13 protein-coding genes are annotated in these 14,437 nt (G+C 48.2%); 12 read left to right on the top strand and 1 reads right to left on the bottom strand.

The features are described 5' to 3' along the window. Positions 1-38: 38 nt before the first annotated feature. The 12 genes from ACNQ6O_RS07970 (at position 39) to ACNQ6O_RS07915 (ending at position 13,005) form a co-directional block, all read left to right on the top strand. A complete protein-coding gene (locus ACNQ6O_RS07970) occupies positions 39-683 on the top strand; it encodes an XrtA/PEP-CTERM system exopolysaccharide export protein (RefSeq protein WP_418052709.1) in 645 nt (214 codons plus the stop codon). A gap of 41 nt (positions 684-724) precedes the next feature. Next, positions 725-2,245, top strand: a complete 1,521-nt coding sequence (locus ACNQ6O_RS07965; protein WP_418052708.1) for an XrtA system polysaccharide chain length determinant — start codon at positions 725-727, stop codon at positions 2,243-2,245. Beyond that, a complete protein-coding gene (locus ACNQ6O_RS07960; protein WP_418052707.1) occupies positions 2,245-3,150 on the top strand; it encodes a polysaccharide biosynthesis protein in 906 nt (301 codons plus the stop codon). Before ACNQ6O_RS07965 ends, ACNQ6O_RS07960 begins: the two co-directional genes overlap by 1 nt. 16 nt (positions 3,151-3,166) lie before the next feature. Further along, positions 3,167-4,429 (top strand): outer membrane beta-barrel protein, encoded by a 1,263-nt coding sequence (locus ACNQ6O_RS07955; protein ID WP_418052706.1) that lies wholly within the window; start codon positions 3,167-3,169, stop codon positions 4,427-4,429. A 30-nt stretch (positions 4,430-4,459) separates the two neighbouring features. After that, on the top strand, positions 4,460-5,362 hold the full coding sequence (locus tag ACNQ6O_RS07950; RefSeq protein WP_418052705.1) for an XrtA system polysaccharide deacetylase: 903 nt from the start codon (positions 4,460-4,462) through the stop codon (positions 5,360-5,362). Further along, on the top strand, positions 5,359-6,516 hold the full coding sequence (locus tag ACNQ6O_RS07945; RefSeq protein ID WP_418052704.1) for a glycosyltransferase family 2 protein: 1,158 nt from the start codon (positions 5,359-5,361) through the stop codon (positions 6,514-6,516). The genes ACNQ6O_RS07950 and ACNQ6O_RS07945 overlap by 4 nt, the downstream gene beginning before the upstream one ends. A gap of 5 nt (positions 6,517-6,521) precedes the next feature. Further along, positions 6,522-7,664: a glycosyltransferase gene (locus tag ACNQ6O_RS07940; protein ID WP_418052703.1), complete on the top strand. Its 1,143-nt coding sequence runs from the start codon at positions 6,522-6,524 to the stop codon at positions 7,662-7,664. Further along, positions 7,661-8,764 carry a glycosyltransferase family 4 protein gene (locus ACNQ6O_RS07935; RefSeq protein ID WP_418052702.1) on the top strand — a complete coding sequence of 368 codons (1,104 nt, stop codon included), beginning with the start codon at positions 7,661-7,663 and terminating at the stop codon, positions 8,762-8,764. The genes ACNQ6O_RS07940 and ACNQ6O_RS07935 overlap by 4 nt, the downstream gene beginning before the upstream one ends. Before the next feature lie 113 nt (positions 8,765-8,877). Further along, the gene (locus tag ACNQ6O_RS07930; RefSeq protein WP_418052701.1) at positions 8,878-10,107 is read left to right on the top strand and encodes a phenylacetate--CoA ligase family protein; all 1,230 of its coding nucleotides are present in this window, start codon (positions 8,878-8,880) and stop codon (positions 10,105-10,107) included. Beyond that, entirely contained in the window at positions 10,104-10,991 is an 888-nt protein-coding gene (locus ACNQ6O_RS07925; RefSeq protein WP_418052700.1) for a glycosyltransferase family 2 protein, read from the top strand. The genes ACNQ6O_RS07930 and ACNQ6O_RS07925 overlap by 4 nt, the downstream gene beginning before the upstream one ends. Before the next feature lie 27 nt (positions 10,992-11,018). Then, a complete protein-coding gene (locus ACNQ6O_RS07920) occupies positions 11,019-12,026 on the top strand; it encodes a polysaccharide deacetylase family protein (RefSeq protein ID WP_418052699.1) in 1,008 nt (335 codons plus the stop codon). After that, on the top strand, positions 12,016-13,005 hold the full coding sequence (locus tag ACNQ6O_RS07915) for a glycosyltransferase (protein WP_418052698.1): 990 nt from the start codon (positions 12,016-12,018) through the stop codon (positions 13,003-13,005). Before ACNQ6O_RS07920 ends, ACNQ6O_RS07915 begins: the two co-directional genes overlap by 11 nt. Positions 13,006-13,083: 78 nt before the next feature. On the opposite strand, the gene ACNQ6O_RS07910 is transcribed toward ACNQ6O_RS07915, so the two are convergent. Beyond that, entirely contained in the window at positions 13,084-14,178 is a 1,095-nt protein-coding gene (locus ACNQ6O_RS07910; RefSeq protein WP_418052697.1) for a hypothetical protein, read from the bottom strand. Between the last annotated feature and the right edge of the window lie 259 nt (positions 14,179-14,437).

Below are 14,437 nucleotides of genomic sequence, written 5' to 3'. Positions count from 1 at the left end.
AACACGGAACTCAGCATCAACAAAAGAGAGAAAAAACAATGTCTCTGAAGTCCCTTGTCTCTGCATCAGTTCTTTCGTTTATGGCCGCTCTCTTGTTGACCGGCTGTGCTTCCAATACCCCGTCTTCACCGGAAATGGTGCAACGCGCTTTGGCGATGGATTCGCGCGATAGCGTTGATCAGTACGTGCTAGGTGCCACGGATGTAGTCCGGGTATCCGTGTGGCGTAATGAAGATATCAGTATCTCTGTCCCGGTTCGGCCTGACGGCAAGATATCCGTACCGTTGGTTGGTGACGTGCAGGCAAGTGGCGAAACACCTGAACAGCTGGCACAGGCTATACGGGTAGCGCTGTCAGAGTATATCCGCGAACCGCAGGTCAGCATCGTGGTTACCTCGATGGGAAGTCATGAGTTCACTGATCGAGTTCGTGTTACCGGGGCTGTGCGCCAGCCCGTGTCGATACCGCACCGTAGTGGCATGACGGTGCTTGATATGTTCCTCAATGCCGGAGGAGCTAATCAGTTTGCTGACCTGAACGATTCGATGTTGTACCGGAAGGTTGGCGACGAGGTCGTCGCTATACCGGTCCAATTAGATGACATTTTGAGCAAGGGCCGTATTGATACCAACTACCTGATGCGGCCAGGGGATATTTTGACAATACCTGAGCGCAATTTCTAACAGACCTTGTTTATTAAACCCCAACCCGGCCTGGTGTAATTATGGCTTTACCCCTATCGCACATGCCTCGCGAAATTGTTCGCGAGGTTCGAGAACGTAAATGGCTGGTGTTGCTCGCCTTCTTGGTGGTCAGCTTCACGGTATTAGGTGTGGGGTTTGTGTTTCCGTACAAGTATCAGGCTTCGGTCGTTATCTTTGTCGATGACAGCAATATTATTCGCCCGCTGATGGAAGGCCGAGCGGTTACAACAAAACTAAATGACCGTATTTCTGCCGCTAGAGAGCTTCTTCTGACCAGGACTGTCATTGAACGTTTGGCACGTGACTCCTCTGTTTATCCAGACTCGTCAATGGAGGAGCCTTCGGTCGAGCAACGTATAGGACGAATTCGCGGTAATCTTTTTGTGCGGCCGAGAGGCGATAGTTATTTCAGTATTGGGTACACGGCCGAATCCCAACTTGAAGCGTTTCGGGTAGCCCAAAGGCTGGGGCAGTTGTTTATTGAAGAGTCTAATGACCGAAAGCGCAGGGAAAGCCGTGGAGCTTACGACTTTATTGATAAGCAAGTGAAAAGCTACGAGCACCAATTGGCAGAAGTTGAGCAACAGCTTAAAGAGTTTTTGTCTGAAAACACGGATGGAACTGAGGGTGAGGCAAATTCCCGATTGGCCCAACTCAGAAACCAGCTGGAGTTGGCTCGGCTCCAACGGGAAGAACTCAATGCGAGGGTGGACTCGCTGCAGCAACAACGTGGTGGTGTCCGGCAGACCATCCGGCAGGGAAAAACTGAGGATGTATACCGTCAGCGAATCAGTGTGCTCGAAGAACGGCTGGATACGCTCCGCTTGCAATACCACGACACGTATCCAGACATTGTTATTCTGCGTGAACAAATTGCCGAGCTCAAAAAACAGCGTTCGGCTCATTTAGCTGGTGGCCAAAGTGCGAATGCAGGTGACCAGGGGGAGCAAACCTTTAACCCGCTGTACCAAGAGATTACGGCTGACATCACCAAAGCCAGAGCGGATGTGGCCACGATAGACATCAGAATCTCCTCTCTTGAACAACTCATCGCCAAGCAGAATTTGCGCATGGAGAGAATTCAGGAAAACAAGGCCCAGTATTCTGACTTAACACGAGACTTGCAGGTAAATCGCGAAATATACGATGACCTCCTGAAACGCCGCGAAAAAGCCCGGGTATCTATGCACCTGGACGTTGAAGGCCAAGGGCTCAGTTATCGAATTAATGAAGCAGCCCAATACCCGAACCAGCCGTCAGGGCCCCGGTTTTCAGCATTTGCAGCTGCTGGTTTGCTGGCGGGCGCGTTTATCCCGTTTGGCGCCATCGCTGGTTTATTACAGATTGATCCTCGAGTGCGGGTCAGAGAACAGCTTGAGGAAGAGATTGGCTTACCGGTACTGATTGACATTCCCGCCGTTAGAACGCCTTTTGAAAAGCGACGTGATCGAAGGGTAACGGTTGTCATTGGGTTATGTGCTGTGCTGATCGTGGCTGTGTATGGCGCCATTGTAGCGGCTGCATACATGGGAGTTCTGTGATGGCGGATTGGAAGAGCGAAAGCACCAGAGTTGACCGGGCGGGGCTAGAAAGTTCCGACCGCGAACATCGCAGCAACCAACCCGATCATGTAGAGCGGCACCCGTATTTTCAGCGGCGAAAAGAGCGTTTAGAAAAGGAAGTTGAGTCATCCGGAGAAGAGGATTCGAAGCTTTTGGTGCCCAGCTCTTTAGAGCTGGGGTCTGGTGCCGTAGACCGGTATTTGATCAGTAAGCAGATCACCAAAATGCAGGAGCCGAGGAAGCTCACCCCTGACGATCTAGATGAGCGGAGAATCATCTACCCGGAGTCTTCGAATCGAGTTCTTGTTAACCGTTTTCGTGACTTGCGAACCAAGTTGCTGGAGTTATCCGGGGGCAACAATTTTACCATGGTTGTCAGCGGAGCCTCCCCGGGGGCAGGGTCTTCGTTCGTGGCACTCAATTTGGCTGCAGCCTTTGCCTTTGACCAGGCAAAAACAGCGTTGGTTATCGATTGCAACTTGCGAGAACCATCTATTCATAGCTCTTTAGACGTTTTACCCGAGACCGGGTTGACCGACTTCCTCGACGACCCCAACTTTGACATCAGTCGCATTCTTTACCCGACGGGCATACCTAGGCTTCGGTTAATCCCCGCGGGTAGTCGCCGTGAAACACCCGCTGAATTCTTCACTTCCTTTCGAATGAAACAGTTCCTGCAAGCCATACGCCGACGTTATCCAGACCGTTTTATTGTGTTGGATACGGCGCCCATCTCTGAATCCCCGGATGCACGTATTCTCACGGAGCTGTGTGACTACGGTATGTTGGTAGTCCCGCACGGGAAGATCACAGCGTCAGCGGTTGAGAAGGCCGCCATGGCTTTTAACCCAGATAAATTTGTGGGGGCCGTCATCAATGGATAGTCAAAAAGGAGTAGGGATGCTCCGCGGCACAAAAAAATTGATGTGCGCTATCGCCATAATCTGTGCAGCATCAAACGCGGCGAGCCAAACGGTACTGAGCGGCGGCATTGATTCGAGATATACGGATAACGCCGGCAAGGTCAGTAGCAATGAAACAAGCGATGTTGAGACCCGAGCATATCTAAAGGCGGACTACATCAGTGATCCCGGTAAATGTAATGCCAACTTTGGCGGCACCGTCGGCTATTCATACTGGCTCGACAGCACCTTCGATGATGAAATGTATGGCGAAATGGCTTTCACCGGCGATTGCCGGCTGGCCAATCAACTTTATTGGGATGTAGCCAACACCTTGCGGGAGGTTACTCAGAGCAGCCGTGCAGGTGACACCCAGGACAATCGTACCCGCAAAAATGTGTTCAGCACTGGACCTCGTTATAACTGGCGGATTAACGACACCAATTGGCTGACATTGACCACCCGATACGAGCAAACCGAGTTTTCAGAACCGGATAACAACGATACCGAACGATATACGGGAACGGCGGCTTGGAACCACGCTTTCAGCCAAACCTTGAACGGAGGCCTAAGCGGCACCTTCAGTCGAACCGAATATGACACAGGCGCGGAAGTCGATGTAAAAACCGGGCGGGTGACCTTCAGCAAGCGGTGGGCAACCATGGATTTATCTGGTGCCGTGGGTGTCAGTGAAATCGAAACCCGCTTTGGTGCTACCACGCAAAAGAGCGATGGCTGGGTGGGTGAGCTGACCATTTCAAGAGCACTGACTCCAAGTTCAGACTGGTACCTAAAGGCGGCTCGAGAGCTCACGGACAAGACATCGGATTTTGATTTCCGCTATGGGGATTTTCAGTTCAACCTTCAGAATTCCATCTCCGTGGAAACCAGCGCAATATCAACGGGCTTCAACAAACGGTTCTCGAACAGTTCAACGTTGCACGTCGACTTATACGGAAATCAGTCTGACTATCTAGACTCAGCTGAGCGAGAAGAAGGCGCCGGAGCGAACCTGCGATACGTCCGCCCGATAGCAAAACGCACCAATGCATACCTAGGGCTAGGTTACGACTACATAACCTATGCCAGCGATGATGTGGATGAACGGAAGTCGCGGGTTGAGTTAGGTGCAGAGTATCAGGCCTCTAGGCAATTGAGCCTTCATTCCAAGCTCGGCCACGAACGCAAAAAGAGTGATGTGGCAAGCAGTGAGTATGATGAGAACTGGGTGCTTTTGGGCGTGAAATATCGATTCCGTTAACCCGCACAGGATGTGACTGGGAATAATGCTATGACGCAGCGAATTCAAAATGCACTGACGATCGATGTGGAAGATTATTTCCAGGTGGCTGCGTTGGCTGAGGCCGTTAAGTACGAAGACTGGCCCAGCATGGAGTACCGCGTAGAAGCCAACACAGACCGAATACTTAGTTTATTTAGCGAAGCGGGCGTTAAAGCCACCTTCTTTACACTGGGTTGGGTGGCTGAACGCTCGCCGAAGCTGGTGAAACGAATTGCTGACGCTGGCCATGAAGTTGCCAGCCATGGGTACAGCCATCAACTGATTTACAACCAGACGCCTGAGGTGTTTCGTGAAGAAACCATTCGCTCCAAAGGCATCCTGGAAGACATCCTCGGGGTACCTGTATCCGGCTATAGGGCAGCAAGCTACTCCATTACGAATCAATCTCGGTGGGCTCTGGATATTCTGGCGGAACAGGGGTTCACCTGGGACTCATCAATCTTTCCCGTTCATCACGACCGGTACGGCATGCCCGGCACGCCAAGATGGCCGCACCGCCTGACCACCGACAAAGGCTATGAACTGGCAGAGTTTCCATTAAGTACACTCAAGTTCCCCGGCTACACTTTGCCAATTGCTGGAGGCGGGTATTTTCGGCTGTTCCCCTACTGGTTCAGTCGAAGGGGGCTAGGCTCCATTAACCGGCAGGGTAAACCCTTTGTGTTTTATCTGCATCCATGGGAAGTAGACCCAAACCAGCCAAGATTGGACGTGAAATGGTTCTCCAGATTCCGCCACTATAACAACCTCGAAGTGTGCGAGAGCCGCCTTTCTAAACTCGTGGACCATTTTTCCTTTACGACCATGAGCGAAGTACTCCGTGGCCAGGGGGTGCTTGATGCCAACGCAACGCAGCCTGCTAGCCTGCAAGTTTCAGGTGGCTTGGCATGATGCAGTTCGTGTTTTGGGCTTCTCTTTTATTACTGTTTTACATCTATTTTGGCTATCCGTTGGCGGTAAAAGTCGGTGCCATTTTAAACCCCAGACCCATCAAAAAGACCGGCGACTACCAACCAAAAGTCTCTATTTTGATTGCGGCGTATAACGAAGCTAGCGACATAGAGGCCACACTAAAAAACAAGCTTCAATTGGATTACCCGAAAGAAAAGCTGGAAATCCTTGTGGTTTCGGATGAATCCGAAGACGGAACTGACGAGTTGGTCGAGATGATTGCCAAACAGGCAGACTGCAACGTTTGCCTATTCCGCCAAGTACCGCGCCAAGGCAAAACCGCCGGTCTGAATATGCTCAAGGAGCATGCAACGGGAGAAATTTTGGCGTTTTCAGACGCAAACTCTCAGTGGGATAGCAAGGCTCTTTCTTTGCTGGTGAGCAACTTTAACGATCCCGAAGTTGGGTATGTAACCGGGAAAATGGTGTATGTGAACAGCGATGGCTCTTTAGTAGGCGATGGCTGCAGCGCGTACATGAAGTATGAAAATTGGCTTCGGTTTCAGGAAACAGAAATTGGTTCGGTGGTGGGCGTAGACGGTGGTATTGATGCCATCCGAACAGCGCTGTTTCAGCCCCTCCGAGCGGATCAGCTTCCAGACTTTGTGCAACCATTGAAAGTCGTTGAGCAGGGCTACAGGGTGGTTTACGAGCCGGGGGCACTGCTAAAGGAAGAAGCCCTCAGTGACGGCAATAGCGAATTCAGTATGCGTGTGCGGGTAAGCCTGCGAGCGCTGTGGGCACTTAGAGACATGAAGCACCTGATGAACCCTTTGAAGCACGCTCTTTTTGCCTGGCAGATGATCTCGCACAAATTGTTAAGGTACTGCGCCTTCGTACCTATGGTGACGCTGGCGTATGCAGCGCTTTATCTTGCGCCCTTCAATGGTGTCTATGCACTGGCAGCTCTTGGGTACGCAGGCTTCTTAATTCTTGCTTGGTGCGGCCACAAAAAAGAATCAGGTGGAAAATCACTTTCGGCCATCTATTCGATTCCGCATTACTTTGTGTTGCTTAACCTTGCTTCCTTCCAGGCGTGTGTGGCGTTTTTGAAGGGGGAAAAGAAAGTGGTCTGGAACCCAAGGAAGGGGTGAGCTTTATGTCAATCAAAGTATTGCACTTGATTGATAGTGGTGGCCTTTACGGTGCTGAAAAAATGCTTCTGACGCTCGTTGCCGAACAGCTTAAACAGGGATTGGTGCCGATGATACTCAGTGCTGGAGAGCTTGGTCAGCCCGAGAAGCCTATCGAAGCAGAAGCTAAGCGTCTTGGCTTACCCGTCACGCCTTGGAGAATGAAGCCTGGCTTCAACCTCACGGGGTCGAGAGAGATTCTTCACTGGGCGAAGAGCAGCGGCTTTGAGGTGCTGCACTCACATGGCTATAAGTTCAATGTTCTCATGGGGCTATGGCCGGAATCGATTCGCTCAATCCCATTGGTCACCACTCTGCACGGCTATGTTAAAGCCCCAACGTTCACCAAGTCCTGGCTATATGAAAGCTTGGATCGTGTGGGCCTGAGCCAAATGAGAGCGGTTGTGCTGGTATCTGATGCCATGAAAGAGCAGATACCGCAGGCCATAGCCAGATCAGAAAAAGTCACTGTTATTCCCAATGGCCTGGACATAGAGGCCGTTCGCGCAAAGGCAAAACTACCTATCAGCGACACCTTCTCCGAGTTTTTTAACACTCATTCTCCTGTTTTACTCGGTGTAGGGCGGTTATCCCCTGAAAAGGGGTTTGACCGTTTAATTTCGACATTCACTAAACTGCGGAATCGATACGCGAATGCCGGGCTAATCATTATCGGTGAGGGTAAATTGCGGCCTGAGCTGGAGCGACTGGCGAAAGAGTCTGGTGTGGAAGCCAGTGTATTGTTGCCAGGCTATTGCGGTGAAGTACCTGCAATGATGGCGAAGGCGGATGTGCTTTGCATGCCCTCACGAACAGAAGGTCTCCCTATTACGTTACTTGAAGCCATGGCTGCGGGGGTTTCTATCGTGGCGTCGGATGTTGGTGAAATCGCGCAGGTGCTGGGTAGGCAGGGAGAGGTTGCTTATGGTGGAGTCGTTATTACGCCCGAGAGCGACACGGGATTGTATGAAGGGCTCCAGGCTGCTTTGTCGCAAACAGACGCATCAGAGGCGGCAAAGATATGGTCTCTTCAGCGTGTGCAAGAAAGTTACTCGAGCGAAGCGATGGCGGATCGTTACACATCTGTTTACCAGAAGGCGCTGGCATGAAACTCAGCATCATTATGGATCAGTACAACAACCCTTATGCAGGTACTGAAAGTCAGGTTCTCAAGTTAGTAACCGGTCTGCGGGAACGAGGCTGGGATATTCGCTTTGCAGTGCTAAGGGGAACAGAGTATAGCCGCGCCGGCGAATTTCCAGTGGCGATCGAAGAGCTGGAAATCGGCTCAATATCGAGCCCCCAAAGTTGGCTCAAAACCTATCAGTATGGTCGGCAACTAAAGCGACAAGGCGTTCACCTTGTGCACGTTTTTTTTAACGATGCCTCCGTACTATGCCCACCAACCATGCGCATGGCCGGCTTGAAAACCATCATTTCTCGGCGTGATATGGGGTTTTGGTACAACAACAAATATTTACGGGCATTGCCACTAACGGGCCGCTTTGTGAGCGCCGTTATCTGCAACAGTAAAGCTGTTGGTTCTATCACACGCTCCTCAGAAAAAATTCCCGCTCAAAAAATAAAAGTCATTTACAACGGCTATCCGCCAGTACCGCCTGCCGCGCTAAAGTCGATGCGTGAAAGCGCAGAAGGCAAGCCAGTGGTTATCGGGATCGTCGCCAACCTTCGGCCGATTAAACGCATAGAAGATTTAATAAAGGCTGTGGCTGAGTTGAGAAAGGTAGGTGTGCGGTCTAGTGTCAATATTATAGGTGGAGGGGATTCCGCACCCTATGAACAGTTGGCTGAGGAGGTGGGCGTTCGGGAATCCATTCGATTCATGGGTTCGCAGCCTGAGCCCGAAGCTTTTATTGCCGAGTTCGATATAGCGGTCTTATGTTCAGAAACCGAAGGTTTCTCAAACGCCATCATCGAATACATGCGGTGTGGCAAACCGGTGGTTTGCACGCGTACTGGCGGTAACCCGGAAATTGTGATCGATGGAGAGACTGGATACCTGGTAGACGTGGGCGACATCGATGGGCTAGCTGAAAAGCTCAAAAATCTCATCGAACAACCGGCCCTACGGGTGACTATGGGCGACAAAGGGGCGGAGAAGGTGGCTGAAAAATACAGCATTGACGCCCTGCTGAACCAGCACATAGCTCTGTATGAAGTGGTTCAACCAAAGGTTTTCCAAGGATGATGAGTTTACTGTCGAAGTACATCTTTTACCCCGCCTGGGATCTAAAGGATGGCAGCCAGCGGCTACTGGAATGGCGACAGCTGGAAAAGCAGCAATGGTGGTCGAAGGAGGCTTTGGAAACCCTGCAATTAAGTCGATTAAAGGCTTTGTTGTTACATGCGGAGAAGCACAGCCCACATTACCGAGAACTCTTCAAACAACATGACCTTAAAGCGGACGATATAAAAACTTTCCGTGACCTTGAGCGGATTCCCGTGACGACCAAGCAGGATATCCGTAACGGTGGTGACCGTTTTATCAGCGACAGCCATGATAAACGTACATTGGTCCGTTCTAAGACCGGAGGGTCGACCGGTGTATCACTGAGCTTGTTTTTCGATGAAGCGTGCCAGGAAAAAAGAAATGCCGCCCAGTTGATGGCAGACCGCTGGTCAGGATGGGATCTCGGCATGAAAAGGGCATCTGTTTGGGGGAATCCGCCGGTACCCGGAAGCGTTAAACAGAAGCTAAGACATAACCTTCTCGATCGAACCATTTACCTAGACACCATGGACTTGAATGATTGTTCCATGAGTTCGTTCGTTGATCGGTGGCGAAAAGAAAAACCAGGGGCGGTGTTTGGTCATGCGCACTCGATCTACGTATTCGCAAAATACGTGCTTTTGGAAGGGATCACCGATTTGCGGCCTCAGGGTATTGTTGCGACATCGATGATGCTGTTGGAGCACGAACGGGCAACGATCCAGCAAGCGTTTGATTGCGAAGTAACGAACCGTTACGGCTGTGAAGAGGTTGGATTAATCGCCTGCGAGTGTGAACAGCACAACGGCATGCATATCAATGTTCCGCACGTATACGTGGAATTCCTCGATACAAACGATAACCCTGTTGCGCCCGGCGAACCGGGCAAAATCGTGGTAACGGACCTTAACAATTTTGCTATGCCGCTCATTCGTTACCGTGTTGAGGATGTCGGTGTTTGCAGCGATCGAATTTGCGAATGCGGACGAGGGTTCCCCCTGCTAGAGAAACTTGAAGGGCGAGTTGCAGACTTTTTGCGGCTGCCGGGCGGCGGCCAGGTAGCCGGCATCTCGCTCGTTGAGCGAACGCTGACCAAAGTCCCCGGAATTGAGCAAATGCAGTTGATACAAGAGCAGCTAAACGAGGTGACGATTAATCGCGTTAAGGGCTCTGATTACACCGACGAGACAGATAACGATTTGTTGAAGGCCATGCGAGAACTTTTTGGGGAAAGCGTGGACCTAAGCATCAACGATGTAAAAGAGATTCCCCAAGAGGCCTCCGGTAAATACCGATTCTCAATCTGCAGGATTCCCCAATGAACGATCAGGCATTGGTTTCTGTAGTCATCGCCACCTACAACACAGCGCAATACTTGCCGGCTGCGGTGGCTTCGGTGCTCGACCAAACCTGGAACAACCTTGAAGTGGTTGTCATAGATGATGGCTCCGAAGATGAAACCGAAGATCGAATGGCAATGTTCGAACACGACGAGCGTGTTCGTTATATCCGGACCGAAAATCGCGGCCAACCCAAAGCTAAGAATCGAGGACTCAAAGAAGCGCGTGGCGAATTCATCGCTTTTTGTGACGCGGACGATCTATGGATTAACAACAAGCTTGAGGTTCAGATGCCGAAGTTCGAGAACCCAAGGGTTGGGGTCGTCTACAGTGAGGTTTCATACATCGATCAGAACACAACACCGATCGAGAAAGAGGCTCCCTACACCCGTTACAGCGGGAGCGTGACGGATGCATTGGTTATCTCGAACTTCATACCTTTTGGAACCTCGGTAATACGCCTTAAGTGTCTAGAGCAAAATGGAGGATTCGACGAAGAGTTGCCGATGGGCATTGATTGGGACTTATGGTTGAGATACTCGGTTGATTGGGAGTTTACCTACTGCCCGGAGGTAACCTACATATACCGAATATGGCCGGGGCAGATGTCTATGAATTACAGGGGTCGGTACGACAATGCGTTTCGTATTCTGAGAAAGTTCATCAAAGCAAACCCAAGTAGAGTCTCTGAGCGATTAGCTTCGCGTGCGTGGGCGGACATGTATATTGGACGAGGAATGGCCATTGCTAGTGCGGAGAAATCCATATCAGAGCCGTTAGCAGACATCTGCACTGGATTGAAATACGACCTATCGTACATGCGTGGCTGGAAGAGTCTGGTCAAACTGCTGATTCGGCGGATATAAAGCCATGGTCAAGTCGAGGGATAGACAGTGACGTTGAATCATTTCATATACAACGTGGCGCGGCCGTTGGGGATTTTACAGGTCGCAAGATTCCTTGCACGTAATCACCCGCGCATCCTGATGTACCACCGTATCTCCCCAGACGGGGCTCCCGGCACTATTTCCGTAGATGAGTTTCGTAACCAAATGAGGTTAATTAAAAAATCATTCACCCCGATCCACTTGTCGAAGTTGATAGAGCTACATGAGAAGGGAATTACCCCGAAGCATGCCGTCGCAGTAACGTTTGACGATGGTTATAGTGATTTTGCCGATTATGCGTTTCCAATTCTTCAGGAACAAGGGATACCTGCAACGCTGTTTATAACTACCGGGTTTGTTAATGGAGATGTTTGGTTGTGGCCGGATAAAATAAAATACTTGTTGTCGAAAAAATCGAAGATAAAAATTCCAGAAAATGACGGCGCTGTTGAAGGTTTAAAGACGATCGGAAGCTCTTTTTCGCTGTGGAGTGATATATCTAATTATTGTCTAACGTTAAATAATTCAGTTAAAGAAAAGTATATATCTGATCTTTTCTTTATAAATGATGTAAATCTTCCTAAAGATGCTCCAAGTGGGTTTAAACCCGTTGGGTGGGATGAGTTGAAAGCGTTTGTCGCTGAGGGGCTGCTTGATATCGGCAGCCATACATGTACTCATCCAGTTTTGACTCGACTCAGTGAGGCCGATTTGCGTTATGAGTTGATGTTCTCTAAGGATACAATCAGTTTTAATTTGGGTGTTGATGTGTCGATTCTATGCTATCCGAATGGAATGCCATCGGATTTCGATGATAATATAAAGTATGCGTTATTAAAGTCAGGTTATAAATATGGGGTGTCGGCATATCCGACACTCGATCCACTAGGCGATGCCTACTCTGTAAGCCGATATTCGGTTGATAAGAATTGTGATAGGTTTGAAAAAACAATGTATGGAGTTTCGTATGTTACAGCCGTGTTTCGTCGGAGTCTAAGATTAAATGGAAATTGAAAAAGACATTAAATGTATTTTCGTTTCGTGGGAGAAGCATACTCGAAGCCGTAGTATTGCTAGAGCGTTAGATATTTCAATTTTCGAGGTGATATATGATAATCGATTTTTTATAAGGTATATCTGTTCGGCGTTAAAAACCTTGTGTATATTAAGGAGAGAAAGGCCGGATATTGTAATATTTCAAAACCCTTCAATAGTTCTTGCAGTGTTTCTGGTCGTATATTCTTTTTTTGTGAAGTTAGACCTTGTTATGGATGCTCATAATGCCGCAATTAACCCTTTGGAAGGTAGGTTTTGGGTTCTCAATAAATTGTCAGCGTTGTTAATAGCTAAAGTTAATTTGACAATTGTCACCAATGAGTTGTTGGTAGCAGCCGTAAAAGAAAATAATGGTCGCGCTTTTGTGCTAGAGGATCCAATACCTAAATTTGTTATTTCAGAGTGTGTTAAAAAATCAAAAGGTGATTTCAAAAAAGTTGTGTTTGTATGCAGTTGGGCAAAAGATGAGCCATATATGGAGGTTATAGAGGCAGCTAGATCTCTATCTAGTAAGGATATTGTTTTATTTGTCACTGGAAATCCGCCCAAGCATGTAATGAAACATTTGATTCCCGATAACTTAAAGTTAACTGGCTATCTTCTAGAGCAGGATTATGTTGATTTGTTGGCTGAATCAAATCTCATCGTTGACCTAACGGATCGATCTGATTGTTTGGTTTGCGGTGGCTACGAGGCTGCAGCGGTCGGTACTCCTTGTATTTTATCTGATAACTTATGTTCGTCTCAGACTTTCAGTATGGGGTATTTATATAGTAATAATGATTCAAATAGTTTGAAAGAGTCGATAATATATGGGGTTGAGAATGAAGATAGGTTGAGGTCTGATATTGAAAGATTTAGAAGTGAATATGAGGGGAAATATGATCGTAAACTTGAATCTCTTAAGTTTCTGATTAATTCTATCGTCGGGGTTTAGAAGGGGTAATGTTGTTTCATAATTTTGTATTTTATGTCCGTTCGGGCAAAGATTTATCCCGAACGGAAAAGCTATTAGCTATTCAATGCTTAAAGATGGAGGTGCTGGTGGAGCATCAGTTGTTGAACTGTAGGAGCAGTTGTTTTGGCAAATTTGAACACCTTTTTCATTTATATTTCCGTTTTTGTCCGAAATATATACGTAGAGCCTATCGATTGGGCTTCCGCCAGGGTTAAATAAAAATTGTATGTTGTTGTTGTTCCAAGAAACTGGAACTTGAATTAACCGCTTTTTAGCGTCACTGAAAGTAGGCGATTCTGAAATATAAATTCGATGATGCGAATCGTCAATATATATGTTGTCGTAATAAATGTTGAGATCTTGTGATGTGTTGGCGCCGTTGCTTATTTGGTCGAAATAAATTTCGTTATACATGCTTGGTCTATCACTTGTCCTCATTCTCCAAGTGCGGCTGTATGGAAGAATGCCATTGCGAATAAAATCAAATTTTCCGTTCTTAACGTTTATATCACTTGCTGAATAAATTATTTCCTCCTGAGTCCACTGACCTTTTACCTGGCCAAGCTCGCTACCTGGCCAAACTGAACCTCCTTCTGCAGTATATTCGGCATAGATTCTTGCGGAGTTAGCTCCTTCTTTTCCCTGATAGCCCAGGTAGATATTGTTGCCATCGTTTCCCCAGAATCGGTTAACCTTTAAATTGAAGCCCGATGGGCCCCATGTTGACGAGTCACCGATTGAAAAGTCAAATCTGCGATGGAAGTATAAGTAAAGCCTAGCAGGTGCTGGGCTTATCTCTATTCTAGGAATCGCAACGTCACGGTAATCATCGGAAATTCGATACTTGAGGGCATTTCCTTCGCCTGTAGGAGTTGTTTGAGAGGTTAAAGTTCCATTGGTAGTTAAAGGGTTGGTAATGAATGATGATTTGCTCTGTTGCTTTGAACCATTTTCAAAATCAAAATAGTAAAGAGGTGCGCCTCGTTTTTTTTCGGTAAATCCTGAACCTGAGACTGAAAGTGTAGGAGGGGAATCAGAAATTTGGCTGACATTCGTAATGGCTGGGGCAGCCATTACGCTGTCTGTAAAAAGAAGGATGCAAGCCAGTGTCGACGCGTATTGAGATTTGCGCTTATTGATAGACGAATTCATGCGACCCCCAAGGTTAATTTGAGCTAAGCCTTAGTCTACTAAAGTTTGATCCTACTTCGATACTTAAACTTCAAGAACAAAGAGACCCGTTGGCTATAAGCAATTTTTTTTTATGGTCATTCAAGAGTCGTAGATCACAATATTATATTGTCAAATTACCATTAAAATCAGTTGGCAATAAGCTGTCTTAGAATAAGTTTATTCCTTGTCTCATGGGGGTTTTTGTTAGAAACTAGTGTTAAACAAGAATAGCAGGAGC

The organism is Marinobacter sp. SBS5 (genome assembly GCF_048285575.1).
Classification (GTDB): Bacteria; Pseudomonadota; Gammaproteobacteria; order Pseudomonadales; family Oleiphilaceae; genus Marinobacter.
This window is presented reverse-complemented; position numbering and strand designations above follow the sequence as displayed.

Bases quoted from the DNA above. Each gene is read 5' to 3' on its own strand.
- ACNQ6O_RS07925 (WP_418052700.1), top strand. From the start codon at position 10,104: ATGAACGATCAGGCATTGGTTTCTGTAGTCATCGCCACCTACAACACA.
- ACNQ6O_RS07960 (WP_418052707.1), top strand. From the start codon at position 2,245: ATGGCGGATTGGAAGAGCGAAAGCACCAGAGTTGACCGGGCGGGGCTA.
- ACNQ6O_RS07915 (WP_418052698.1), top strand. From the start codon at position 12,016: ATGGAAATTGAAAAAGACATTAAATGTATTTTCGTTTCGTGGGAGAAG.
- ACNQ6O_RS07955 (WP_418052706.1), top strand. From the start codon at position 3,167: ATGCTCCGCGGCACAAAAAAATTGATGTGCGCTATCGCCATAATCTGT.
- ACNQ6O_RS07935 (WP_418052702.1), top strand. From the start codon at position 7,661: ATGAAACTCAGCATCATTATGGATCAGTACAACAACCCTTATGCAGGT.
- ACNQ6O_RS07945 (WP_418052704.1), top strand. From the start codon at position 5,359: ATGATGCAGTTCGTGTTTTGGGCTTCTCTTTTATTACTGTTTTACATC.
- ACNQ6O_RS07940 (WP_418052703.1), top strand. From the start codon at position 6,522: ATGTCAATCAAAGTATTGCACTTGATTGATAGTGGTGGCCTTTACGGT.
- ACNQ6O_RS07950 (WP_418052705.1), top strand. From the start codon at position 4,460: ATGACGCAGCGAATTCAAAATGCACTGACGATCGATGTGGAAGATTAT.
- ACNQ6O_RS07970 (WP_418052709.1), top strand. From the start codon at position 39: ATGTCTCTGAAGTCCCTTGTCTCTGCATCAGTTCTTTCGTTTATGGCC.
- ACNQ6O_RS07910 (WP_418052697.1), bottom strand. From the start codon at position 14,178: ATGAATTCGTCTATCAATAAGCGCAAATCTCAATACGCGTCGACACTG.
- ACNQ6O_RS07965 (WP_418052708.1), top strand. From the start codon at position 725: ATGGCTTTACCCCTATCGCACATGCCTCGCGAAATTGTTCGCGAGGTT.